19 protein-coding genes are annotated in these 24,381 nt (G+C 62.6%); 12 read left to right on the top strand and 7 right to left on the bottom strand.

The genetic code is table 11. From position 1 onward, the window contains the following. Window positions 1-5 precede the first annotated feature (5 nt). Entirely contained in the window at window positions 6-2,429 is a 2,424-nt protein-coding gene (locus AC13F2_RS02370; RefSeq protein WP_473821448.1) for a membrane-bound PQQ-dependent dehydrogenase, glucose/quinate/shikimate family, read from the top strand. A gap of 164 nt (window positions 2,430-2,593) precedes the next feature. Here the strand turns inward: AC13F2_RS02370 and AC13F2_RS02365 are convergent, their stop codons facing one another. The 7 genes from AC13F2_RS02365 to AC13F2_RS02335 form a co-directional block, all read right to left on the bottom strand. Further along, window positions 2,594-3,733 carry an MFS transporter gene (locus tag AC13F2_RS02365; RefSeq protein ID WP_482964180.1) on the bottom strand — a complete coding sequence of 380 codons (1,140 nt, stop codon included), beginning with the start codon at window positions 3,731-3,733 and terminating at the stop codon, window positions 2,594-2,596. Window positions 3,734-3,763: 30 nt separating this feature from the next. Further along, on the bottom strand, window positions 3,764-4,366 hold the full coding sequence (locus AC13F2_RS02360; RefSeq protein WP_482964179.1) for a transmembrane anchor protein: 603 nt from the start codon (window positions 4,364-4,366) through the stop codon (window positions 3,764-3,766). Window positions 4,367-4,391: 25 nt separating this feature from the next. Then, window positions 4,392-5,075 (bottom strand): HupE/UreJ family protein, encoded by a 684-nt coding sequence (locus AC13F2_RS02355; protein ID WP_225082084.1) that lies wholly within the window; start codon window positions 5,073-5,075, stop codon window positions 4,392-4,394. A 104-nt stretch (window positions 5,076-5,179) separates the two neighbouring features. Next, a complete protein-coding gene (locus tag AC13F2_RS02350; protein WP_482964178.1) occupies window positions 5,180-8,341 on the bottom strand; it encodes an efflux RND transporter permease subunit in 3,162 nt (1,053 codons plus the stop codon). A 13-nt stretch (window positions 8,342-8,354) separates the two neighbouring features. Further along, the gene (locus AC13F2_RS02345) at window positions 8,355-9,596 is read right to left on the bottom strand and encodes an efflux RND transporter periplasmic adaptor subunit (protein WP_482964177.1); all 1,242 of its coding nucleotides are present in this window, start codon (window positions 9,594-9,596) and stop codon (window positions 8,355-8,357) included. A 2-nt stretch (window positions 9,597-9,598) separates the two neighbouring features. Next, a complete protein-coding gene (locus AC13F2_RS02340) occupies window positions 9,599-10,822 on the bottom strand; it encodes a TolC family protein (protein ID WP_215229583.1) in 1,224 nt (407 codons plus the stop codon). A 62-nt stretch (window positions 10,823-10,884) separates the two neighbouring features. Beyond that, the gene (locus tag AC13F2_RS02335) at window positions 10,885-11,238 is read right to left on the bottom strand and encodes a hypothetical protein (protein WP_119594115.1); all 354 of its coding nucleotides are present in this window, start codon (window positions 11,236-11,238) and stop codon (window positions 10,885-10,887) included. Window positions 11,239-11,432: 194 nt separating this feature from the next. On the opposite strand from AC13F2_RS02335, the gene AC13F2_RS02330 reads away from it, so the two are divergent. The 11 genes from AC13F2_RS02330 to AC13F2_RS02280 all read left to right on the top strand — a co-directional run bounded on the left by AC13F2_RS02330 (window position 11,433) and on the right by AC13F2_RS02280 (window position 24,379). Next, the gene (locus AC13F2_RS02330) at window positions 11,433-12,362 is read left to right on the top strand and encodes an ArdC family protein (protein WP_482964176.1); all 930 of its coding nucleotides are present in this window, start codon (window positions 11,433-11,435) and stop codon (window positions 12,360-12,362) included. Between the two features lie 11 nt (window positions 12,363-12,373). Beyond that, window positions 12,374-12,814, top strand: coding sequence for a hypothetical protein (locus AC13F2_RS02325; RefSeq protein ID WP_482964175.1), 441 nt, complete (start codon window positions 12,374-12,376; stop codon window positions 12,812-12,814). Between the two features lie 219 nt (window positions 12,815-13,033). Beyond that, window positions 13,034-13,972, top strand: a complete 939-nt coding sequence (locus AC13F2_RS02320) for a DUF2493 domain-containing protein (protein WP_482964174.1) — start codon at window positions 13,034-13,036, stop codon at window positions 13,970-13,972. A gap of 130 nt (window positions 13,973-14,102) precedes the next feature. Next, on the top strand, window positions 14,103-15,056 hold the full coding sequence (gene dmeF, locus AC13F2_RS02315; protein WP_482964173.1) for a CDF family Co(II)/Ni(II) efflux transporter DmeF: 954 nt from the start codon (window positions 14,103-14,105) through the stop codon (window positions 15,054-15,056). A gap of 123 nt (window positions 15,057-15,179) precedes the next feature. After that, window positions 15,180-15,554 carry a hypothetical protein gene (locus AC13F2_RS02310; protein ID WP_482964172.1) on the top strand — a complete coding sequence of 125 codons (375 nt, stop codon included), beginning with the start codon at window positions 15,180-15,182 and terminating at the stop codon, window positions 15,552-15,554. Window positions 15,555-15,617: 63 nt separating this feature from the next. Next, window positions 15,618-16,883, top strand: a complete 1,266-nt coding sequence (locus AC13F2_RS02305; protein WP_482964171.1) for a TolC family protein — start codon at window positions 15,618-15,620, stop codon at window positions 16,881-16,883. A 12-nt stretch (window positions 16,884-16,895) separates the two neighbouring features. Continuing rightward, a complete protein-coding gene (locus AC13F2_RS02300; protein WP_482964170.1) occupies window positions 16,896-18,044 on the top strand; it encodes an efflux RND transporter periplasmic adaptor subunit in 1,149 nt (382 codons plus the stop codon). A 25-nt stretch (window positions 18,045-18,069) separates the two neighbouring features. Further along, window positions 18,070-21,345: an efflux RND transporter permease subunit gene (locus AC13F2_RS02295; RefSeq protein ID WP_482964169.1), complete on the top strand. Its 3,276-nt coding sequence runs from the start codon at window positions 18,070-18,072 to the stop codon at window positions 21,343-21,345. 37 nt (window positions 21,346-21,382) lie between these two features. After that, entirely contained in the window at window positions 21,383-21,730 is a 348-nt protein-coding gene (locus tag AC13F2_RS02290) for a DUF190 domain-containing protein (RefSeq protein ID WP_482964168.1), read from the top strand. A gap of 182 nt (window positions 21,731-21,912) precedes the next feature. Further along, entirely contained in the window at window positions 21,913-23,985 is a 2,073-nt protein-coding gene (locus AC13F2_RS02285; protein ID WP_482964167.1) for a heavy metal translocating P-type ATPase, read from the top strand. A gap of 34 nt (window positions 23,986-24,019) precedes the next feature. Next, window positions 24,020-24,379, top strand: coding sequence for a SpoIIAA family protein (locus AC13F2_RS02280; RefSeq protein WP_215229723.1), 360 nt, complete (start codon window positions 24,020-24,022; stop codon window positions 24,377-24,379). Window positions 24,380-24,381: the final 2 nt, after the last annotated feature.

Below are 24,381 nucleotides of genomic sequence, written 5' to 3'. Positions count from 1 at the left end.
CTAACATGGAAGTGATCTCGGAACCCCGCGAGCAACGCTCGCTTTGGCTGGCGCGAACCCTTGGCGTCGTAATTGCGCTGATAGGTCTCATCCTTCTTGCTGGCGGAGGCTGGCTCGTCGCCCTGGGTGGGTCTGCCTATTATCTGCTCGCGGGCGCGGGACTACTTGCGTCCGGATTCTTTCTGTTCCGTGGAAAAAGTTTTGGAGCATGGATTTTCCTCGCAATCTTCGTTGCGACCGTCCCTTGGGCGTTCTGGGAAAGCGGACTTGATGCTTGGGCGCTGGTGCCGCGCCTCACGGGTCCCGCGATTTTACTAGCGTGTGTTTCGCTCGTTTCGCCGACCCTCGACCGAGGGCCTCGCTGGCCTGTCGGACTTGCCGGTGCTGCATTGTCTATGGTGTTCCTCGCGCTGGTGTTCTGGGGCGCCGCATGGTTGCATCCCGACCGCCCAATCGGTCCTCTGCCGGCCCTTGCGGGGGCGGCTCCAGCGCAAGCGCCAGCCTCCGACTGGCCAGCGTGGGGCGGGACATTCGCTGGCCAGCGCTACTCAGGCCTTAAACAAATCACTTCCGAAAATGTCGGTCAGCTCGAGCGGGTGTGGGTCGCCCATACGCGCGACCTGCCCCAAGGGGCCGGCGAAGGGAAATACGCCGCTGAAACGACGCCGCTCAAGATCGGCAACCGTCTCTACCTCTGCTCCGCCAAAAACATTCTGATCGCGCTGGATGCCATTAGCGGCCGGGAAATCTGGCGCTACGATCCAAAAGTCTCCAATGCCGCCATTCCCTACTCTGCTAGCTGCCGGGGCGTGACTGCCTTTCGAGCGCCGGTTTCAAACCCGGACAGATTGGAACTGACCCAAGGGCCCCGCGCTCAGCCTTGTTCGCTGCGCATTATAGAGGGAACTCTCGATGGACGGATTATCGCCGTTGATGCGGAGACTGGACGACCGTGTGCTGACTTCGGTCTCAATGGTCAGGTCGACATCAAACAGGGAATGGGGGTGGTCTACCCGGGTATGGCTGCGATCACCGCGCCTCCGGTGATCGTGCGCGGCAATATCGTAACCGGCCATCAGGTCATGGACGGTCAGCGCAACAGTGCGCCGTCAGGCGTAATTCAGGCGTTCGATGCCGTCACAGGTGAACGCGCTTGGGCCTGGGACATGGGCCGGCCGGGTGAGTACGGTCAGCCCGAGCCTGACGAAGAGTTCACGCGCGGAACGCCCAACATGTGGACAACTGCGTCTGCAGATGAAAATCTGGGGCTTGTCTACCTGCCCATGGGTAACAGCGCGGTTGACTACTGGAGTTCGGACCGGAGCTCCCAAGAAAATCGCTACTCGACATCATTGGTGGCGCTTGATGCCGAAACGGGCGAACCACGATGGCATTTTCAGACCGTTCATAAGGACGTCTGGGACTACGACCTCGGGAGCCAGGCCTCGCTTGTCGATCTGCCCGACGGAACGCCCGCGATCCTTCTCCCGTCGAAGCAGGGAGAGCTCTATCTACTCGATCGCCGGACCGGCGAACCGCTTCACACCGTGGAAGAACGGCCCGTGCCACAAGGCGGGGTCGAACCCTCCGAGCGCTCGCCGACCCAGCCCTTTTCGGGCTTTGCCACTCTTCGCAAGCCTTCGCTGGAAGAGCGGGACATGTGGGGCATGACGCCGATCGACCAGATGATCTGCCGCATTCAATACCGGCAGTCGGCGTATGAAGGCTATTACACCGCTCCAACGACTGACCGCCGATGGATCCAGTATCCTGGCTATAATGGCGGTTCGGACTGGGGCTCTGTAGCGGTCGATCCCCGCCGCGGCGTGATCTACGCGAATTACAATGACATGCCCAATCACAACCGGCTTGTTCCTCGCTCGGTGGCCGACAAGAAGGGTTGGAAACCGAGAGGGCCGGCGGGGAACTCCGGCAATGGCGGACCGGAAGGTGCAGGCGATCCGCAAGTCGGGACACCGTATGCAATAGACGTAAATGCCGGCTGGCGACTTGGTCTCACGCAGTTGCTGTGTAAGGAACCGCCCTATGGGGGTCTGCGCGCAATTGACCTGCAGACTGGCAAAACGCTTTGGGACAGGCCTTTTGGCACTGCGCGTGAAAACGGACCCTGGGGCCTCGCACTGGGGATACCCTTCACGATCGGGACACCTAACAATGGCGGAGGAGTGGTCACGGCCGGAGGGCTGATGTTCATCGCAGCCGCGACCGACAACCTCATTCGCGCAATCGACGTCGAAACCGGTGAGACGCTGTGGACCGATAGGCTGCCGGGCGGCGGGCAAGCAAATGTGATGACTTACGAGGAGGGCGGTCGTCAATTTGTCGTAATCATGGCTGGTGGCCACCACTTTATGGAGACTCCGATCAGCGATGCCGTCGTGGCTTACGCATTGGAAAATACCCCATGAGAGCCTCCGGCAATCAAGTGGCGATCGACAAAAAGCCAATACAGGAAGCGCCGGCTAAATGTTGTTGTCCGATCCGTTTAACTGGCTGCAGCTGGGGATCGGGGCCTCAATCATTGCCTTTTTGCCAGGCGGTCTCGTTCTTCTTCTCGTAATCGGAGAACGCCTTATGCAGCCCGCCGATGACCTCGGCTGCGGTTTCGAACATCGCCCGCAGCTGGGGTTCTTCGACGCGTTCGATGTCCTTGCGCAAATGACCGCGCATTTCCTCGAAACGTTCGCGCATCCGCCGACGAGCGTTTGAGCAATCTTCCGTTGGGCGTGACACAAAGCGAATACCCGATACCCATCGTCAGCCAGCCCACAAGCAGAACCGGCCAAAAGGTTTGGGTCTCCACCTGCCCGAACACCAGCCCTATCGTTGCCAGCGTGACCAGCAAGAGGCCGCCACCAGCGATCATGATCGTGCGATCGTTAATTCGTGCCAGGATGCGCGGGAGGGCGAGCGCAGCCAGCATCGAGCCCGCTCCGTAAGCCGCCAGAGCCAGCGCGACGTCGCCCTCCGTCCCTCCCATGTTCTTCACGATCACGACCGTGTTGACGATGACCATGGCGCTGCCGGCTGCCGCTGCCAGGGTGACCGCCAGCAAGCCGACAAGCCTCGGGGTCTTGAGATACACCCGCATACCGCGCGTGGTTTTACGCCAGACGCCCTCGACACGCTTTGCGGTCGATTTTCTGTACGGCAGAGCCGCACTCATGACGAGCAACGCAGAGACTACAAAACCGATAGCCGTTCCCGCGAATAGCCAATGGAAATTTATGATAACAAGTAGCGCGGCAGCCAGGACCGGGCTGATGAGGCTTTCGAGATCGTAGGCCAGTCGGGACAGGGACAGAGCCTTGGTGTATTTCTCTTCGTCGGGCAGGATGTCGGGTATGGTGGCCTGGAAGGTAGGCGTGAACACGGCCGATGCCGATTGTAGCAGGAAAATGAGCAGATAGATCTGCCAGACCGCATCGACGAAGGGGAGCAGGAGCGCCACGCCGGCACGGACAATGTCCATTCCTACAAGCAGACGTTTGCGTGGTAATTTGTCGGCATAAGCGCCCGCGAGGGGGGCGATGCCGATATAGGCGACCATCTTGATGGCCAGGGCCGTTCCCAAGACCGCGCCGGCGTCGGCACCGGCGAGATCGTAGGCCAGCAAGCCCAGAGCGACCGTGGCCAGCCCCGTTCCGACAAGCGCGATGACCTGCGCAAGAAACAGGTGACGATAAGTGCGATTAGTCAGAACGGAGAGCATGGCGATGTCTTCCTTCAGCCAGAGCGTGATCTAGACCACGCGCTTGATATCGGAGTAGCTGCCGTCGGTCTTGAGGGTCACGGTGACGGTTGCGCCTGAACGATTGCGCCAGAACCACCCATGGCTGCCATCGAAGGCGGCGACGAGCGTGCCCGCTTCTCCCGTGGATTCACGGCCCTTGTCATACCCGTGATAAGAGATGCCCGGCGCATCGGCATGCGTATCGAAGTTGACGTGGCCGTCCTGCACCGACCATTCGTATTGAAGGCTAGCCCCTTCGGCCATGACCGCCTTGACTTCCGCACCCTCACCAGGCGCGAGCGTTAATTCGGTCACATCGCTGCGCGTTACCGCTTCGGAGCCGCTATCGCTGTTACCGGCGAGCGTACGAACCTCCTCGATGGCTGTGTTGCGTTCATCGGCGGCTGCCTCTGCGGCAAGCTGCTCCTTGATCTCGCCCATCTCGGAATATCCCAGAAGACGGCCCGCTCCGGTCGGATCGATCGCATATTCTGCGGGTAGAACCACGGCGACCAGAAGGACAGTCGCGGTCGCCAAGGCGAACGCGGTCGCCTTGACGAGCTGGCGGTTGGTAGGAAGGTCGCTGGTGGACGGGCGCTGTGAATTGAACATGTCTATTGCTCCTGGAAAAATGTTATCAGGCTACGGCGAAGCCGACGAGTTGGTAGCCGACGAGCATGAAGCCCGCGGTCATGAGAAGAGTGTTGGCGGCGAAGGCGTGACGCATGAAGCTCTCGGTCCTGCGCCAGAAGCCCATCACGATCAGGATTGCGCCAAGGGCGAGCAATTGCCCGATTTCCACACCGACATTGAAGGCGAGAAGATTTGGGATGAGGCCGTCTTCGGCGATCTCGAATTCGATGATCTTCGTGGCAAGGCCGAAGCCGTGGAAGAAGCCGAAAATGAGGGTTGCTGCCTTGGTACTTGGCTGGAATCCGAACCACCGCTGGAAGGCACCGAGATTGTCCAAGGCCTTGTACACGACCGACAGACCGATGATCGCATCGATGAGATAGGCGTTGGCGGTGATACCGGTCAGGACACCGAAAAGCAGCGTGGTCGAATGGCCGATCGCGAACAGCGTCACGTAGATTCCGACGTCCTTCAACCGGTAGAGAAAGAAGATGACGCCGAAAAGAAAGAGCAGGTGATCGTATCCGGTCACCATGTGTTTCGCGCCGAGATAGATGAAGGGCAGGATCAGCGTTCCGCTGCTCTCCTGGATGTAGCCCTTGTCCCCCTCGGCGACATTGTGCGCCCACGCTTCGGCACCCGAGGCGAGGAAGATCAGCAGAACTGTAGCGAGCGCGAGGATGCGCATGACTGCTGTATTGGATCGAGATTGCGTTATCGATATCATTTCGTTCTCCGGTCCCGGATGTCGGCCGCCCGCAGGATTGCACCCTGCGGACGACTGCTCCGGCTTCAGCTTGCGAGTTGAGGGTTGGGGCTTTCGTCGGATGTCCCTGTCTCCGGGACTTCCGTGCGTTCGCCGCGAACCACCCTGTAGAGTGCTGGCAGAACCAGCAGTGTCAGCGCGGTAGCCGAGACAATCCCGCCGATGACGACCGTCGCGAGCGGACGCTGCACCTCCGAACCGAGCCCGACATTCAGAGCCATCGGAACGAAGCCGAGGCTTGCGACGAGTGCGGTCATGAGTACGGGCCGCAGACGAGCCATGGCTCCTTCCTTGATGGCGTCCTCGAGCGGCTTGCCGTCATCCATCAGCTGCCGGATGAACGTCAGCATGACGACGCCGTTCAGCACGGCGATTCCCGACAGGGCGATGAAGCCAACCCCCGCGGAAATCGAGAAGGGGATGCCGCGCAGCATGAGCGCTGCCACGCCTCCGGTAAGAGCCAATGGCACCCCGGAAAACACGACCAGCGCGTCCTTCACCGAGCGAAACAGCGCCACCAGCAGGCCGAAGATCAGCAGCAAGGCGAGGGGAACGACGATCTGAAGCCGCGCACTCGCGGATTCGAGCTGCTCGAATGTGCCGCCATAGTCGACCCAGTAACCCTCGGGCAGTTCGACCTCCGTGGCGATCCTCTCTTGCGCCTCGGAGATGAAGGAGCCCAGGTCCCGTCCGCGCACATTGCTGGTGACCACCGCACGCCGCTTGCCGTCCTCGCGGCTGATCTGGTTCGGCCCCTGAACGTTCTCGATCGTCGCAACCTCCGACAGCGGGACAGACCCTCCACCTGGCAGTGCGATAGGAAGACGCTCGAGTACCTGGCGATCCTCGCGCATCTCTTCGGGCAGCCGGACGACGATAGCGAAGCGTCGATCACCTTCGAAGATCTGGCCGGCCTCGGTCCCGCCGATTGCCGTCGACACCACCGTCTGAACATCGTCCACGTTCAACCCGAGCTGGGTCAGGCGGATGCGATCAGGGATGACCTGAATGAACGGCAAGCCGGTCAACTGCTCGGTCTGCGCGTCCTGCGATCCCTTGATCGAAGAGACAACGCCCTCGACCTCGGCTGCAACCGAAGCAAGCTGGTCGAGATCGTCCCCGAAGATCTTGATCGCGACGTCGGAACGCACGCCCGCGATGAGTTCGTTGAAACGCATCTGGATCGGTTGAAGGAACTCGTAGCGCGAACCCGGCACCTGCTGGACTGCCTCGTTCATCTCGGCGACGAGTTGCTCTTTTGGCTTGCGGGGATCCGGCCAATCCTCTCTCGGCTTCATGATCACGAAGGTGTCGGCGACCGATGGCGGCACTGGGTCAGTGGCCACATCGGCGGTGCCGATCTTCGCGAACACCTGGTCCACCTCGGGGAAGGTCCGAATTTTGTCTTCCAGGGCAGTCTGCATGGCGACCGCCTGGCTGAGGCTGGTACCCGGAATTCTCAGGGCGTGGAGCGCGATATCGCCTTCATCCAGATTGGGAATGAATTCCGATCCCATCCGGCTTGCGCCCCATCCGCTCAGGACCACCAGAGCCACGGCTCCGGCAAGGACAGCTTTGCGCGAACGCAAGGCGAAGTCGAGCATAGGCTGATAGGCCGACTTGGCGGCGCGCATGACGCGCGTCTCCTTCTCCTCGACTTTGCCCGTCACGAATGTCGCGACCGCGGCCGGAACGAAGGTGAGGGAGAGCACCATGGCGGCGGTTAGCGCCATGACGACCGTGATCGCCATCGGGTGGAACGTCTTGCCCTCCACGCCTTCGAGAGCGAAGATCGGCACGTAGACGATCGTGATGATCAGAATGCCGAAGAGGCTCGGCTTGATTACCTCGGCAGATGCGCGGGCCGCCAGCTTGAAGCGCTCCTCGCGATTCAGCAGTCTTCCGAGCGAATGCTGCGCCTCGCCGAACCGACGTAGGCAGTTTTCGACAATGATGACCGCACCATCCACGATCAAGCCGAAGTCCAATGCCCCCAGGCTCATCAGATTGCCCGACACGTTGTTCTCGACCATCCCCGTGATCATCAGCAGGAAGGAAAGCGGGATCACGGCAGCGGTAATGAGTGCAGCCCTGAAGTTGCCGAGCAGCACGAACAGGACAACGATCACCAGCAGCGCCCCTTCGGCGAGGTTTTTCTCGACTGTGGAGACCGTTGCCTCGACCAGTTCGGAGCGATCGTAGACCGTATTGGCGACAACGCCGCCAGGCAGCGAGCGGTTTACCTCCTCCAGCCTTTCGGCCACAGCGACACTGACATCGCGGGCATTCTCGCCAACGAGCATGTAGATCGTGCCGAGCACGACTTCGCGCCCATCCTTGGTTGCGGCGCCATTGCGGATCTCGGATCCGATCTCGACATCCGCCACATCAGCGATGCGAATGGGAACCCCATCGCGGTAATCGACGATAATCCCGGACAGATCGCGTTCGTCCTCGGCCTGTCCGGGTACGCGGATAAGATATTGCGAACCCGACCTCTCGACGTAGCCGGCACCGACATTTGCATTGTTGTCTTCGAGCGCCTCGATCACGTCCTCGACCGTCAGACCGAAGCCGGCAAGACGTTCGGGAAGCGGCGCTACGACATACTCCTTGCGGTAGCCGCCGATCGAGTTGACCTCGGTGACCCCTGGAACCGTGCGAAGCTGTGGCCGAACGACCCAGTCATGCAACGTCCGCAGATCCTGCGCGGTATAGCGCGACCCATCGGGTTTGACCGCGCCCTGCTCGGCCTCGACCGTGTACATGAAGATCTCGCCCAGCCCCGTGGCGATAGGTCCGAGTTCGGGTTCGACCGTCTCCGGCAGGTTCGAACGTACCGCCTGCAGGCGCTCGTTGACGAGTTGTCTGGCGAAGTAGATGTCGGTGCCGTCCTCGAAGACCACGGTGACCTGGCTGAGACCGTAGCGCGAAACCGAGCGCGTATAGGACAGCCCCGGCAACCCCGCGATGGCGGTTTCGACCGGATAGGTAATGCGCTGCTCCGCTTCGAGCGGAGAGAAGCCCGGCGCCGAAGTGTTGATCTGCACCTGCACATTGGTGATGTCCGGCACGGCATCGATCTTGAGCCGGCCGAAACTGTAAATGCCCACGGCGGCGAAAATGAACACCGCTGCCAGCACTGCGAAACGCTGTCTGATCGACAGCTCGACAATTCTTTCCAACATGAAATCGCGCTCCTCAGTGATCGTGGCTCGCGCCCGACTTCTCGATGTCGGCCTTGATCACGTAGCTGTTCTCGGCTGCGTAGACGGTGCCTGCATCGATCCCGCTCAGCACCTCGGTCCACTCCGGACCTTGCTGCCCAAGCTCGAGCATCCGCACCTCGTAGGTCTCGCCAATCTTGGCGAAGACGACGCGAAAATCGCGGAATTGCTGGATGGCGTCCGTCCTGACGGCGAGAGGCACCCGTCGCTGGTCGACCGAAACCAGACCCCGGACCGCCATTCCCGGTCGCCAGAAGCCATCGCGATTGGGGAGCGGAGCGCGCGCGGTCACCGCCTGGCTGCTGACTTCCGCCAGAGGCAGGAAGTCCCGGATGCGGGAGCCCTGCGCACGCTGGCCTTCGAGGCCCCGGATAAGCACCGATTGTCCGGGACGAACCCGCTCGATGTCGCGCGGGAAGATCGGGAAGGTCGCAACCGTGCGCGACGGATCGGAGATGACGAACATCGGATCGCTGTCCGCGATGTCGCCGATATTGGTATTGCGCTGCGTGATTACTCCGGAAATTGGCGCGTAGATCGGATAGGTCTGCAACGATGAGCTGCTTTCTACCCGCGCCAGCAACGCCCCCCGGGCTACACGATCGCCGAGATTGGCATGCAGCGACATGACGGTGCCCGGGAATTTGGCTCCCACCTCGGCGCTGCCAGAGGGATCGAGCTCCACCCGTCCGATGATTTCCACGGTTTCACCGACCTGCTGCGGTCCGACCGTTTCGGTCCGAATGCCGGCCGCACGTGCCGCCTCGTCCGATATGGTAACCCGGCCCTCGTAGGATTCGAACGCCCATCGATGGGTGTTGTCGCCTTCGTTTGCCACGACCACCACGTCGAAACTGTGCGGTTCGACAAGAACGCCCTGGCCTCGCAGGTAATCCTGTTCCGGTTCGAATTCGAACGTCGTCTTTTCGCCATCCAGACGCGTGATCATGACCCGGGCACGGACCGTTTCGGGATCGACGGGCTCGTTGTCACGGTAGGCGTAGAGACGGTATTCGGGCGGAACACCGTCTTCGAAGACGGTAACCTCGATAGCGAAGTCGCCGTCACGAAGCATGCGACCGTTGTGTGGACCGCGCTCGTACTCGCCCTCTGCGGCTGCCTGTTCTTCGGAAGTTTCCGGCGTATCTGCCGACTGGCCGCAGGCGGTAAGTGTCGCTGCAAAGCACGCAGCAAGGAATAAATGCGTCTTGCGCATGATCAATAACCCCCAACAAGTTCGATGAAGCGGCCAGTCAGTCGGTCGTAGTCGACCTTGGCCTGATGATATTCGGCGAGCGCATCGACGAAGCGGACTCTGGCTTCGTGCAATGCGGTCTGGGCAATGGAGACATCGAGAAAGGTGAACCCTCCGCGATTGTAGCCGGCACGGACCTCCCGAAGGGTCTGTTCGGCACCAGGCACTACCTGCTCCTGGATCGCCTCGGCCTCGTGGCGCGCCTCTTCGACGCGTTCGGCCGCCAGAGCGATCTGCCGGCGACGCTGGAACCGTTCGACCGCGAGGTCCGCCTCGACCTGCCGCCGCTCGGCCGCGGCGCGGTCGATGTTGGCCCGATTGAGCGCGCGGTTGGGCAAGGGCAGCGAGAAGCCCGCTATGACGGCGACGTCGCCATTGCCGAACAACCTGGGCCCCGCGAAGACAGTGGGATCTGTCCGCGAATTGGCTTCCTGGAGGCGATAGTTCGCGTCCGCCCTCTCGCGCCGGGCCTGGAAGACGGCAAGATCGACTGGCGTAAGGTCGGCAGTGGTGATGGCAATCTCTTCGGCTTCGAGGAAGCCCGAGGTCACGACCCCGATGCTGCCTGGATCCCCGCCGGTAAGGAGCGCCAGGCGCGCCAGAGCGGCTTCGAAGGCGTGTTCCGCCAGCCCAAGATCCACCCGAGCTTCGGCCAGTTGCGTGCGGGCCCGCGTTCCGGCGAACAGAGGGTCGCGCGCCTCATCCACCCTGCGCTGCACCTCATTGGCGAGGGTCTCGGCGATCTCGACCCTGCTCCTGGCAAGTTCGAGCGACAAGGCGGCGGCTTGCGCTTCCACGTACAACGCCTGGACTTCGCTCGCGAGATCGAGACGCCGCACGAGCGCCTCGGCCTCGGCAACGGCGATATCACCTTGCGCGAGGCCGACGCGCGCCGCGCGTTTGCCGCCGCGCTCCAATCGCTGGTTGTAAGTCCCGTCGATCTGCCATTGGGAAAAGCCCGGGGTGCCGATGTTCTCGACGGTCCCATCGATCGTGGGCGCGGGGTTGGTATCGGCAGCGCTTCGCGCTGCGTTGAGGCCGTCGAGGCGCGCGGCGGTCGCCTCGCCCTGCGGTGAATTGGCGACCGCAGTTCGAACGGCCTCCTCGAGTGTGTACGTCTGGGCGGATGCCGAGGTCGCCCACACCAACGTGGCCGCCAGAAGGGCGGCACGCGTGGACACGTGCATGATAGACTGCTCCTGATTGTCTGAATGGAAATTGGCCCGGAACGCGGGCCGGATTCAGAAAATCAGGCTGATGGGGGCTGTGTTAACGGAGCTGGCGAAAAGCCGATGAGAGGCGGTGTCTCGCCCGGCCGCAGAAGTGTTCGAGGCGCAGGGGCGTTGCCCGCGAACTCGGTCTGGTCCGGCATCGCAATCGAGCTGTGCGAATGCGAAGCGGGGTGAGGCACGATATCTTCGGACGCGAGCGAATCGGCGTCTGTCTCGACCTCGATGACATCGGCGGAATTGTGCTCATGCGCATGATGCGCGCTTGCCGCCTCATGTGCATGCGCCGCTTCCAGATGCGGAATCGATCCCGGAAGCCCGCCATGCGAGACCAGGAGCAATGCCAACAAAAACAGGAAATGGAGCTGGCGCATTGGCGGGCGGCTAGCTGATCGCAAGCAAATGGGCAAGCCGCAGGGACCGGTTTTTGAGCGATTGCTTGCCGTACGACCCCGTGTCCGACGGAAGATCCGGCGCGTGCAAGGTAGCACGCAGCAAAAAGAGAGGAGAGGGAGCTTTGCTCTTCCTGAGCCGGGGCATCTCCGTCCCGGCGATCAGGAGACCTCCCATGACCAAGTCCCGCCGCGCTGTTTCAGCTTCGCCAGCCCAGCGCATCACCGCCGCCATCATCGAGAAACTCGAGCAAGGGACAAAGCCCTGGGTTAAGCCGTGGCGCGGTGTGCCGGTCTCGCGGCCCTTGCGGAGCTGCGGGATACCGTATCGCGGCATGAATACCTTCTGGCTCTGGATGGTGGCCGATGCCTGCGGATACGCCTCGCCATACTGGATGACATACCCCCAGTGCCAGAAGCTCGGTGGTCAGGTCCGCAAAGGCGAGAAGTCGACCATCGCGATCTTCTACAAGAGCTACACCAAGGAGGTCGAAAACGCTGAAGGCGGTCAGGATACGGAGAACCGGCGCGTGCTCAAGGCCTACGCCGTGTTCAACGCTGACCAGTGCGATGGCCTCCCTGCACTCTACCATCCCAAGCCGCTGGTTGCCGCGCTGGAACCCGAAGGACGTGAAGACCGGCTCGATGCCTTCTTCGGCAAGATCGACGCAGACCTTCGCCACCATGGTGCGCAGGCCTATTACGAGCCGCTGCGCGACCGGGTCACCATGCCGCCGGCCGAACTCTTCGAAGCCTATGACCACTACTACGCGACACTCGCACACGAGTTGTCGCACTGGACGGGTCATTCTTCGCGGCTCGACCGCGATCTCAAGAACCGCTTCGGCAGCGATGCCTATGCAGCCGAAGAACTGATCGCCGAACTGTCCTCAGCCATTCTCGGGGCAGAACTGGGCCTTCCGGTCACCCACCTCGACCATCACGCCAGCTACATCGCGTCCTGGCTCAAGATCCTCAAATCGGACGAGCGCGCGATCCTGACCGCCGCGGCCAAGGCCGAAGAAGCTGCCAGCCTGTTGCTTGACCTTGGGTGTCATCAATCCCGTGAAAGCGAGGCCGACATCGATCTCGCCGATGCAGCCTAAGGAGTAGTGAGATGGGACGTTCCGTCAGCTCTCCGACCGGCTCCGTGGTAGCCTTTCGCCTGCTCGATGTCGGCGAAGAGGACGACACGGACTGGGTTTATGAGTGCCTCGTCGACGAGGTCATCGATACTGCGAAGGCGACCTTTCCTTCCTTCGAGCGCTTCGATGGATGGCGCGGCCGCGAAGATCGTATCCTCCTGCGCAATGCCTTCGCTGATTGCGGCATATCGACCTATTGCGGGCTCGCCGCGATCTGGCTCGCCGAACGCGACGATGCCCAATACTCGGAGGCGGATTTCTACAACCCACGAACGGCGAGAGCACGGCACTGGCTTGGCCAGGTCTCGGGTAGGTTCATCGACCTGTTCGGTGAGCTGCGCATGGTCGGTCGGTTCTCGAATGGCGAAGCGATCTTCGAGCGCTCCCGATCCAACTGCGACACCGGGTCCTGATCCTGCCTCATCCCTCTCCGCCGGGAGAGGCCCTTGGGCCGGCCGGGGCGAGCCGCAACCTGCGGCCCGTCGGCCCGTGTTGCCCGCGCCAGCCTAGGGCCGCAGGTTTCCCGCTACGCGGTGCGTCACGCCCCTTTCCCCGGCCCTGATCGGGCTCCGGCGGACAGGGCCGAGGCAATGGTGCCTCCTCTCCTTGTCCCCGCGATCAGGAGACACCCCATGTACGACAGCTTCATCGACCAGTTGAGCGGCCTCGACCTTTCAGGCCTCAGCATCAGGCCAGCCCCCTTCAACGCCACCGACTTTCCTTGCGAGGACGCGATTGAGCAGATCCTCGCCGCAGTCTGGTCCGACCTTTTCGCGATGTTTTCCGATACGGCCCTGGAGGCCGACGCCGAGGATATTGCATGGGGTATGGTCAATCTCTTCCACCGCGCAGCCAGCCGCAAGTCGGCTCAGCTTGACCGGGCCAGCGACGAGATCCGGGTCCTGCTCGCATCGGCCGACGGCTCCGAAGTGCATTCGAGCAATCTGGAAGAGCAGGTCGAGCGTGCACAGGCCGCCGAAGCCAGCATGCTGGCCTTCGAGCAGATGCGCGAGGCAGCCGCAGCGCTGTACCGCGACGAGACCGGTTCGTCATGGAAGCCCGTTTCGGGCTCGCGGACCAGCCATTCGCGCAACCTCACTTCGGCCGTGATCGATGCCCGCGATTTCCTCCGCGCTCGCGCAGAGAACCGGCGCCACGCCCTGATCCCTGAAGGAACTCCGGTCGTCTTTGCCGGTGGTCGCCAGAGCTTCGACAACGCTGAGGACGCGCGCGTCTATGCCGACACTATCTGGGCAACGCTGGACAAGGTTCGCGATGCTGTTCCTGATCTCTTCCTGGTCCATGGCGGCGACGGAAAGGGTGCCGATCGCCTCGCCGCGAGCTGGGCCGAGCGCCGCGAAGTCCAGCAGCTGACTTACTCGCTCGATCGTCGTCTTGGTGCCCGCGCCGGGTTCAAGCGCAACGAGCAGATGCTTTCGCTAAATCCGCGTTATGTCGTCGCCTTTCCGGGCAATGGCGTCACCGAACGACTGGTGATCGATGCCAAGACGCGCCGGATCACCGTGGTCGATCGCAGGACCGTCACGTCCCGATCCAAGACTAAGGGATAACAGTCTGTTGGTCGCCGCAGCATTTCTTCAATCGGTTGGCTGCGGCGATCATCACAGACAATCGTCGTCGATTGCCTTTTCGGTTGGAGAGGGGATTTCTTGGAAAGGCATCTCGGGGTATCAGCCTCGCATGCATCACGCCGACTCCAATCCGCTCGCCCATGATCATAACTTCCTGAGCGCCTCGCACGACGCCCATGAGCGGCGCACGCGTTATGTCGTTGCCTTGACCGCCGCGATGATGGTGGTCGAAATCGTCGCTGGCCTGTGGACCGGATCGATGGCGCTTCTAGCCGATGGTATCCACATGGCGACCCATGCAGGTGCCTTGGGCGTCGCGGCCTTCGCCTACTGGTTTGCCAGGCGCCATGCGAACAACCCGCGTTTCACATTCGGTACCGGCAAGGTGGGCGACCTCGCCGGCTTCGCGAGCGCGCTTGTCCTCGCCATCTTCGCAATCGGGATCGCGGTTGAATCGGCTCAAAGGTTCGTCAGCCCGTTCACGATTGCCTATACCGAGGCGATCTGGATCGCCGTGCTCGGCCTCGTGGTGAACCTCGCGAGTGCCTGGCTGCTTGGTGCCAATCATCACCATGGGCATGATCACGACCATCATCATCACCACGACCATGCGCATGCCGATAACAATCTGCGCTCCGCCTATTTCCACGTGCTTGCCGATGCCCTGACCTCGGTCCTGGCTATCGTGGCCCTTCTCGCCGGCATGTACCTCGGCTGGGCATGGATGGACGCGGCAATGGGGCTGGTGGGTGCATTCGTGATCGGGCGCTGGTCATGGTCACTGCTGCGCGATACCGCTGCCGTGCTTGTGGACGCCGAAGCGGCCTCTCAACGGTACACAGAGGTGCGCGAGGCGCTCGAGGACCGGGACGCCGCGATCGGCGATCTGCACATCTGGCGGATCGGTCCGGGCAAGTATGCAGTCATCGCCTCGCTCATCGCCGATGATCCGCTCGCGCCCGACAATTATGCCAGCCGGCTTTCAGAGCATGCAGAATATGCGCACGTCACGATCGAGGTGCATCGCTGCGAGCATCCCCATCCCGAGCTTCGCGCGGCCTGATCGTCCCGTTCTTGTAAAACCGAATAGTCTTCGAGGGCTGTTATACTGTAACAAACGACTTATACTTTATTGCGTTAAGGGACTTGCAATCTCGATCCGGTTTGCTAGGAGCCTTCGGAATCCATGACCACAAGCTATCGTCGCCTTGTCCTGCACCCTTTCGTCGTCCTGCTCATGCTGGTCGCGATGGTGTTCGTGACGGCGGCGGATGCTGCTGCTTGCGGCGCCGAAGTGGCGCCGGGAAGCACGCCCGTTCTGGCTTCGCTCGATAGCGCGTCTGCGTCATCCGCAGCCGCCGACGAACTTCCGGACGATTCGGATACGCCGGTCGAGCAACACGGCGTGTGTGGACACGGCCATTGTCATCACGGAGCGATCTCTGCCGGCACCGCGCAGAAGGATTCGGTCCCTCCTTTGGTGGTGGTCCCCGATGCGCCTCCCGCCGAAATGCTCGCTTCCGACACTACCGACCGACTGAAGCGCCCCCCTCGCGCCTGACGACCGTCACCGTGCTGCATGCCGCAGCGCAGTTCGGATCGTCAGCAGAGGAATTTTCGAAAAATGTCAGCCATTCATTGGCGAGGAGTGCTTCTTGGGGGGCTGCTCATCGCCGCTCATGCCACGACCGTGGCGGCGCAGGAGCGTGAGCTTCTGACGCTGGAGGACGCACTGATCCGTGCGGGCGCTTCGCAGGACTTGGATCAGCAGAGACAAGGTCCGGAGCTCAATCCCCGTATAATTGGACCGCGCGCCGATACGGAAGCGGCCGAAGCCTTGGTCGGGCAAGCGCGGCTACGCCCGAACCCCGAAATATCGTTCGAGGCTGAAAATATAGCCGGAACCGGTGCGTTTTCGGGTCTCCGGGCGACAGAATACACGTTAGCCGTCGGCCAGCGCATTGAGCTCGGAGGGAAGCGGAGTGCGCGCGTTCGCGCCGCGGAAGCCGAAGCGCGTGTCACCTCGCTCAGAGGCGATCTATCGTTAGCGGAACTGGGCTTCTCTGTGCGGGAGCGCTACGTCAGTGCCGCCGCCGCCTCCGCGAGGGTCGAGCTGGCTCAGGATATCGTTGGTCGCAATCGCGAACTGACCCGCATAGCCGATTTGCTAGTCGAGACAGGGCGCGAGCCGCCTTTGCGGGCCCTTCGCGCGAAGGCGGCGCTAGCGGAGGCCGAGGCCGAGCTGCAGGCCGCCGAAGCCGCTAGTATTGCGGCGCGCGCGGCTCTCGGATCGCTGTGGAGCGCGTCCGAAACGCTTCCTTCCGTTCCTGCCGACATTCCGCACATCGAACCACCTGCGGGGCTTGTCGCAAGCGAGGACACCCTGCGACTACAAGTCGCGCGGGCGGAGTCCACAGCCGCTGAAGCAGCGATCGCTCGCGAGCAGTCGCTGGGAGTACCGGATCCGGTGATATCAGCAGGTGTCCGCCGGTTCTCCGAGAGCAAGGACAACGCTTTTCTCGTCGGCGTGGCCATCCCGCTCCCATTCCGGGATCGTAACCAGGGGAACATAGCCGCGGCTCAAGCGCGGCTGCGAGCGGCTACTGCGCGCGAAGCTATCGTCCGGGCCGATTTCCGGCAGGAAGTCGCGCAAGCGCGCGCCGAATTCCTGGCCGCCGAAGCGCGCGTCGACACTTTGTCGAACACTTCGCTTCCGCAGGCTGAAGAGGCCTTGCGCCTGGTTCGCATCGGATACCGGGCGGGTCGCTTCCCGCTCATCGAAGTTCTTAGCGCCGCCGAGGCGCGCGATGCCATCCGTAACGCGCTGATCGACGCGCAGGAGACCCGCGGACAGGCCGCGGCGCGTCTCATCCGTCTTTCAGCGCTCTAGGAGTCTTCAAAAATGAACCGCAGAAATCTGATCGTAGCGCTGGCGGGAGCCGTGCTTATTCTAATCGCAGTTCTCTGGTTGTGGAGGGGAGGCGACGGGACCGAGAGTTCGGACGCAGTAGCGACCGAAGGCTCGGAAGAAAATCATGCAGCCGAGGGGATTGTCGAGCTTACCGATGAGCAGATCAAGGCTTCCCAGCTTGACATAGTAGCGGCAAGCGCGAGTTCGCTCGGTGCCGAAATCATCGCTCAAGGTAGCGTCGCCACATCGCCGCAAGGCCAAGCCGTGCTCAGCGCGGGTGCGGAGGGGCGGGTCGCACGTATCGCGAAAAGGCTGGGCGACCCTGTTCGCCGCGGTGAGACCGTAGCCACGATCGACAGCCGGGAAGCGGCGGCGATATCCGCCGATGTTGCCTCGGCGCAGGCTCGCGCCGAACTCGCGCGGACGAGGCTCGAACGCGAGCAGAAACTTTACGATGAGCAGGTAACGGCGCGTGCCGGTCTCGAAACAGTTCGGGCAGAATACCAGCAAGCCCTCGCCGAGGTATCGCGGGCAAGGCAGGCCGCGGCGGCAGCAAATGCGTCAGGCCGCACCATTGCCATACGTTCTCCGATTGCGGGCAGGGTGACGGGCGCGCCAGTAGTCCTCGGTTCGTACGTGACGGCTCAAGACGAGCTCTACCGCATTGCCAACGCCAACAGCGTTCAGATCGAGGCTGCGGTTCCTGCCGAGGATGCCAGACGTATACTGATAGGAGCATCCGCCCGCGTCGAAGCGCCCGAAGGCGAGATTTCCGCGCGGGTTCTCAGCGTGACGCCAACCGCCGATGTCGAGAACCGCTCGGCCACTGTCGTGCTCGCCCCCGCCTCCGGCGCAGGCCTCCTCCCAGGAGAGTATGTAAGAGTGCGGATCGAAAGTCGCACACCGGAAGGAACAGGCGGTGCCTTGGTGGTGCCGGCCGAGGCCGTGCAATCGGTGGACGGCCGCGATGTCGTGTTCGTCCGGACCGCCAACGGCTTCAAGGTCCAGCCCGTGCAGGTCGGGGCGCGCACTTCGGAAAGGGTGGAGATCCTTGGTGGGCTTGCCGCCGGCACGCGCATCGCGGGCCGCAAGGCGTTCCTGCTCAAGGCAGAGCTCGGACGCGGCGAAGCAGAACATTGATTCAGATCGAGCCGGAGTTGCCAAGATGATTTCCAGCCTAGTCGAGATGTCGGTTCGCAACCGCATCCTCGTTCTGTTCGTAACGGCGGCGGTCGCGATCTGGGGTACGATCAATCTCCTCAATCTGCCAATCGACGCCGTTCCGGACATCACCAACAACCAGGTCCAGATTAATACGGTCGATCCGACACTCTCTCCGCTCGACGTCGAGCGCCTGGTCACATACCCCGTGGAAGTCTCGCTCGCGGGTATCCCAGGCCTCGAATCGACGAGGTCGATTTCCCGCAATGGCTTCTCGCAAGTCACCGCGATCTTCAGCGACAGCACCGACGTCTATTTCGCGCGCCAGCAGGTCGCCGAGCGCCTTACCACGGTGCGCAACAATCTACCGGCCACGGCGGAACCTTCGATGGGGCCAGTCTCGACAGGCCTGGGCGAGGTTCTGATGTGGACCGTCAGCTACGCTGACCCAACGCCCGGCAAGGCGCGTAGCGGGCCAGGTTGGCAAGCCGATGGATCGTATCTTACGCCCGAAGGCGAACGTTTGACCGATGAAGTCTCGCGTTCGGCCTACCTGCGAACGCTGCAAGACTGGGTCATCGCGCCGCAAATGCGCAACGTCGATGGTGTCGCGGGCGTCGATTCGATCGGGGGCTATGCCCGCCAATTTGTGGTAACTCCGTCGTCTGCACGGCTTGCTTCATTCGGCATTGGCTTCGACGAGTTGGCGAGCGCGCTGGAGAGTATCAATCTCTCGGTCGGGGCCAATTACGTCCAGCGGGGCGGTGAGGCCTTCCTCGTTCGCTCCGATGCCCGCTTCCGCACGATTGAGGAAATCGAGGACGCAATCATAGCGCGGCGCGAAGGCATCCCCGTGCGCGTACGCGATGTCGCCACCGTCAAGAACGGCGGCGATTTGCGCACGGGCGCAGCATCCAAGGACGGGGAAGAGGCGGTCGTCGGTACCACCTTGATGTTGCTGGGCGAGAATAGCCGTGCGGTCGCTGCGGCTGCTGGCGATCGCCTCGCCGAACTCGCTCAGACAATGCCGCCGGACGTCGAACTCGATGTCGTTCTCGACCGGTCGAAGCTTGTCAATGCGACGATCGCGACGGTCGAGAAGAACCTGACCGAGGGCGCGCTTCTGGTTATCGCGTCGCTTTTTCTGCTGCTCGGCAACTTTCGTGCGGCGCTGATCACCGCGCTCGTCATTCCCCTGTCGTTCCTGATGATGGCAATCGGAATGAACCGGGTCGGTGTCTCGGGCAATCTAATGAGTCTCGGGGCACTCGACTTCGGCCTGATCGTCGATGGCAGCGTGATCATCGTGGAGAATTTCCTCCGGCGCATCAGCGAACGCCAGCACGAGGAAGGGCGCGTACTCGCGCTCGGCGAACGGCTCGAGGAAGTCATCGCATCGACCCGAGAGATGATCCGACCGTCTTTGTTCGGACAAGCGATCATCCTGCTGGTCTTCGTGCCCCTGCTCACGTTCCAAGGTGTCGAAGGCAAGACGTTTTCGCCCATGGCCATTACCGTGATGCTGGCGCTTCTCTCGGCGTTCGTCATTTCCTTGACGCTCGTCCCGGCGCTGCTGGCACTGCTGATCCGCGGGAAGGTTGCGGAAAAGGAAGTGCGCGCGGTTGGCTGGCTGCGGGAAAAGTACGAGCCGGCGCTGCGCAAGGCCCTGGCCTGGCCTAAGCGGACCGCTTTGGCAGGCTTCGGCGTGTTCGCATTTTCGCTCGTGGTGTTCGGCTTCATTGGCAGCGAGTTCATGCCCCAGCTCGACGAGCAGGATCTGTCGATCCAGTCGATCCGCATTCCCTCGACGTCGCTCGCACAGTCGCTGGAGATGCAGCAGGGCATCGAGCGGACCGTCAGCCAGTTTCCTCAGGTCGATTACATCTATTCGAAGACCGGAACGGCCGAAGTTGCGAGCGACCCGATGCCGCCGAACATTTCCGATGCGTTCGTGATCCTCAAGCCCCGCGACGAATGGCCGGATCCTGATTTGTCAAAGCCTGAGCTCATCGCGGAAATGGAGAAGGCCATTTCCAAGCGGATTGGCAGCGATTTCCAGTTCAGTCAGCCGATCGAGATGCGCTTCAACGAACTGATCGCCGGGGTTCGCGGTGACATCGCGGTCAAGATATTCGGCGACGATCTGGAGCAACTGACCGCTACCGCGAACGAACTTGCCGGGATCTTCTCGGGCATCGAGGGCGCAACCGAAGTTTCCGTGGAGCAAACCGAGGGCTTTCCAACCCTCGATATCCAATTTGACCGTCCCGCGATTGCCGCGCACGGTCTGACTGTGGACGAAGTTGCCGCAACGGTATCGGCCGCGCTCGGCGGAGCGGAGAGTGGCCTCGTGTTTCAGGGCGACCGGCGGTTCGATATCGTTGTGCGACTGCCCGACGACGTGCGCAACGATCTCGATGCCATCGGAGCCCTGCCCGTCATGCTGCCGGAGAACGGAGCGGGAGAGCGCGCTTCGGTACCGTTGCGATCGCTCGCCAGCCTGAGCGAGGTCGAAGGGCTAAACCAGATCAGCCGCGAGAACGGCAAACGGCGCGTGGTGGTGCAGTTGAACGTGCGCGGGCGCGACGTCAGCTCGGTCGTGGCCGAGGCGAAGCAGAAGATCGCCCAACAGGTTCAGCTGCCCTCGGGCGCCTATCTCGAGTGGGGTGGCCAGTATGAAAATCTCCAGGCCGCGCAGGCCCGGATCGGCGTGGTCGTTCCGATTGTGGGCCTGGTTATCTTTGGCCTCCTCGTCATGGCGCTCGGCAATCTGCGCATGGCTACGGCCGTTTTCGTTACGGTTCCGCTCGGGATTGCCGGTGGGATATTCTCGCTGGCGCTGACCGGACTTCCGTTTTCGATCTCGGTGGCGGTGGGATTCATCGTTCTGGCGGGCGTGGCCGTTCTCAATGGCCTGGTCATGATGACTAGCATGCAAGGCCGACTGCGCGAGGGCATGCCTCTCGACGAGGCGGTCTACGGGGGAGCGGTCGAGCGCTTTCGCGCAGTGCTCATGACCGCGATCGTGCCTTCGCTCGGCTTCGTGCCGATGGCGATCGCGACCGGAACAGGTGCGGAAGTCCAGAAGCCGCTCGCGATTGTCGTGATCGGCGGGCTGGTCACCGCCACGATCCTGACCCTGTTCGTGCTTCCGGCGGTGACCCGCCTGATCCTCGCCCGGCAATCGGATGGCGGGCCGCGATGGGATCTGCGCCGGTGGTTGCCAACGCTACCGACTTTCGGTCCTCTCGCGCGTTGGCGGCGACAGGGCGCGGTGTGAACGTCTTTCGCCGAAGTGCAGACTGAAGGAGAGCACGATGACGCAGACCAAATCCATGCTGATGCGGATCTACACTGACGAGGCGGCGATGCATGGCGACGAAGAGGCCGTGCACGTCGTCGTCGGCAGGGCGCGACAAGCGGGGCTGGCCGGGGCGACCGTTCTGCGCGGTCGGCTGGGCTTCGCCTCGGGTTCGGCGGTGCATCGGCACTATTCGCTGGGTATCGGCGATAATCCGCCGATGGTGATCGAGCTCGTCGACCGCGAAGACCGGCTGCGCGATTTTGTCCCGCAACTCGCGGATATGCACGGCATCGGGCTCATCACTCTCGAGGCGGTGGAAATCCTGTTCGCCGCCGACCATCGCCGGAAACGCGAGGCCTGAATGAGCCAGTGCCAGATCGCAAGCAAACTCGTGGCCGCCTTCTGCCCCGATGCCCTGTCCACCCAGCTTGGGAGCGGGGGACAGCTGGGTGCAGCGCGTTCGCCCCGGACACAACGGTGCTCGGCTCCACTTAAGACGCGGCCTTCGGGAGTGTCCTTGCGCAAAGCTCCTAAGGTTCGATCATGATACCGCCCCAGACCATCGATCAATCTCCCGCACCCGAAAGCGCCGCCGCCGGCGTGCCGCCGCCCGATCAGGGCCACGACGAGCACGATCACGATCACGCACATGGCGGCCCGCTCGGCGCGAACTCGGAACTGATATTTGCGCTCATCTGCGGCGGCCTGCTCGCTATCGGCTTCGCCATCGACAAACTCGTAGCTGATGCGCCCGAATGGTCGCCCACCGCGCTTTACCTCGCCGCCTATTTCTTCGGTGGCTTCTTCACCGTGCGCGAAGCGGTCGACAACCTGAGGCAGCGCAAGTTCGAGATCGACACGCTCATGCTCGTCGCGGCTGCGGGGGCCGCCGCGCTGGGCGCTTTTGCCGAAGGCGCCCTTCTGTTGTTCCTGTTCAGCCTTGGCCACGCGCTCGAGCACTACGCCATGGGCCGCGCGAAACGCGCGATCGAGGCGCTTGCCGAGCTCGCTCCAAAAACCGCCACCGTGCGCGGTGACGATGGCGAATTGCGCGAAGTTCCCGTTGAGGAGTTGGCGGTCGGCGCGATCGTCGTGGTCAGGCCTGACGAGCGGGTTCCCTCGGACGGGTTCATCGTGAAGGGCGTCACCGCGATCAACCAGGCCCCGGTGACCGGGGAAAGCATGCCGGTCGACAAGCGCTTCGTGATGAACGACGAGGCCGCGCGTGCTGATCCGGACGGGCTCGATGCGGCCTATCGGGTCTTCGCCGGGACCATCAACGGCAGCGGCCTGATCGAAATCGAAGTGACCCGCCTTTCGAGCGAGACAACGCTCGCCAAGGTGGTGAAGATGGTGAGCGAGGCGGATACGCGAAAATCGCCGACCCAGCGGTTCACCGATCGTTTCGAGCGGGTCTTCGTGCCTGCCGTGCTGGCGCTCGCGGTCCTGCTCCTGTTTGCCTGGGTGGTCGTCGACGAGCCGTTTCGCGAAAGCTTTTACCGGGCGATGGCGGTGCTGGTTGCCGCCAGCCCCTGCGCGCTGGCGATCGCCACGCCCAGCGCGGTCCTTTCGGGAATTGCGCGCGCCGCGCGGGGCGGTGTGCTGATCAAGGGCGGAGCTCCACTCGAACTGCTGGGATCGCTCGACGTCATCGCGTTCGACAAGACCGGCACGCTGACCATGGGTGAGCCGCGCATCCAGGAAATCGTGCCCGCAGCGGGCGTGACCAGGGAGGCGTTGATGGCGGTTGCGGTGGCCGTCGAAAGCCTGAGCGATCACCCGCTTGCGCGGGCGATCGCGGAGCACGGCCGCGAGCATGTGGGCGATAGTCCTATCCCGCGCGCTACGGCACTTGAAAGCCTGACCGGCCGGGGTGTTTCGGCGAAGATCGATGGTGAAGATGTCATCATCGGTAAGGCCGAGATGTTCGGTGTCGACGGGCTAGCCCCCCTGTCGGCGGAGATGACGCAAGCCATCGAGCGGCTGCGCCTGGCCGGTCAGACAAGCGTGGCCGTGCGCATGGGCGGACGCGACCTCGGCGCGATCGGTCTGATGGACGCGCCGCGGAGACCCGCCAGGGATGCTCTGGCGCGATTGCGCGCGCTCGGCATCAAGCGCATGATCATGATCTCGGGCGACCACCAGCGAGTCGCCGAAGCGGTCGCCGCCAAGGTCGGCATCGATGAGGCGCGCGGCGATCTTCTCCCCGAAGACAAGGTCGAAGTCATCAAGGCCATCCGCGACACCACGAGGGTCGCGATGGTCGGCGACGGCGTGAACGACGCCCCGGCCATGGCGAACGCCACCGTCGGCATCGCCATGGGCGCCGCCGGTTCGGATGTCGCGCTGGAAACAGCTGATGTCGCACTGATGGCCGACGACCTGGCGCATCTCCCGTTCGCGGTAGGCCTCAGCAGGCGCACGAAATCCATCATTCGGCAGAACGTCTACGTAAGCCTCGGCGTGGTCGCCGTGCTGGTGCCGGCGACCATCCTCGGCCTCGGAATCGGTCCCGCGGTCGCGATGCACGAAGGTTCGACCCTGGTCGTGGTGTTTAACGCGCTCCGACTGCTTGCCTATCGTGATGGGCCGCGACACCGCCCATCCGGTGTCTGAAAAGGAAAAGTCAAACAGCCTGTGAGGTTTGAATATGTTGGAACTAACCGAAGAAGACCGCATCCTTGTCATCAGAGCGGGCGGCAAACTCACCCTGGCGGATTACGATCGCTTCGTGCCCGCGTTCGAAGAAGCAGCCGCGCGCGAGGCGGGGCGCCTTCCGATGCTGATAGAATTGGATGACGACTTTGCCGGTTGGGATCTGGGCGGGCTGTGGCGCGATCTGAAGTTCGACGTGAAACATAAGGACAGCTTTGGGCGGATCGCGGTCGTCGGCGACAAGAGATGGGAGGAGTGGGGAACCAAGCTGTCGAATCCCCTATTCCCTTCTGCAGAGATGCGCTTTTTCGAACGCGAGGAGCGAACAAGCGCCAAGGTTTGGCTACGGAGCTAACA

It is taken from the genome of Qipengyuania sp. L-5Y (genome assembly GCF_056859455.1).
This window is presented reverse-complemented; position numbering and strand designations above follow the sequence as displayed.

Coding starts and splice junctions, on each gene's coding strand:
- AC13F2_RS02280 (WP_215229723.1), top strand. CDS start 24,020: ATGTTGGAACTAACCGAAGAAGACCGCATCCTTGTCATCAGAGCGGGC.
- AC13F2_RS02285 (WP_482964167.1), top strand. CDS start 21,913: ATGATACCGCCCCAGACCATCGATCAATCTCCCGCACCCGAAAGCGCC.
- AC13F2_RS02330 (WP_482964176.1), top strand. CDS start 11,433: ATGACCAAGTCCCGCCGCGCTGTTTCAGCTTCGCCAGCCCAGCGCATC.
- AC13F2_RS02340 (WP_215229583.1), bottom strand. CDS start 10,822: ATGCACGTGTCCACGCGTGCCGCCCTTCTGGCGGCCACGTTGGTGTGG.
- AC13F2_RS02360 (WP_482964179.1), bottom strand. CDS start 4,366: ATGTTCAATTCACAGCGCCCGTCCACCAGCGACCTTCCTACCAACCGC.
- AC13F2_RS02350 (WP_482964178.1), bottom strand. CDS start 8,341: ATGTTGGAAAGAATTGTCGAGCTGTCGATCAGACAGCGTTTCGCAGTG.
- AC13F2_RS02345 (WP_482964177.1), bottom strand. CDS start 9,596: ATGCGCAAGACGCATTTATTCCTTGCTGCGTGCTTTGCAGCGACACTT.
- AC13F2_RS02355 (WP_225082084.1), bottom strand. CDS start 5,075: ATGCGCATCCTCGCGCTCGCTACAGTTCTGCTGATCTTCCTCGCCTCG.
- AC13F2_RS02310 (WP_482964172.1), top strand. CDS start 15,180: ATGACCACAAGCTATCGTCGCCTTGTCCTGCACCCTTTCGTCGTCCTG.
- AC13F2_RS02370 (WP_473821448.1), top strand. CDS start 6: ATGGAAGTGATCTCGGAACCCCGCGAGCAACGCTCGCTTTGGCTGGCG.
- AC13F2_RS02320 (WP_482964174.1), top strand. CDS start 13,034: ATGTACGACAGCTTCATCGACCAGTTGAGCGGCCTCGACCTTTCAGGC.
- AC13F2_RS02295 (WP_482964169.1), top strand. CDS start 18,070: ATGATTTCCAGCCTAGTCGAGATGTCGGTTCGCAACCGCATCCTCGTT.
- AC13F2_RS02365 (WP_482964180.1), bottom strand. CDS start 3,733: ATGCTCTCCGTTCTGACTAATCGCACTTATCGTCACCTGTTTCTTGCG.
- AC13F2_RS02335 (WP_119594115.1), bottom strand. CDS start 11,238: ATGCGCCAGCTCCATTTCCTGTTTTTGTTGGCATTGCTCCTGGTCTCG.
- AC13F2_RS02300 (WP_482964170.1), top strand. CDS start 16,896: ATGAACCGCAGAAATCTGATCGTAGCGCTGGCGGGAGCCGTGCTTATT.
- AC13F2_RS02305 (WP_482964171.1), top strand. CDS start 15,618: ATGTCAGCCATTCATTGGCGAGGAGTGCTTCTTGGGGGGCTGCTCATC.
- AC13F2_RS02325 (WP_482964175.1), top strand. CDS start 12,374: ATGGGACGTTCCGTCAGCTCTCCGACCGGCTCCGTGGTAGCCTTTCGC.
- dmeF (WP_482964173.1), top strand. CDS start 14,103: ATGCATCACGCCGACTCCAATCCGCTCGCCCATGATCATAACTTCCTG.
- AC13F2_RS02290 (WP_482964168.1), top strand. CDS start 21,383: ATGACGCAGACCAAATCCATGCTGATGCGGATCTACACTGACGAGGCG.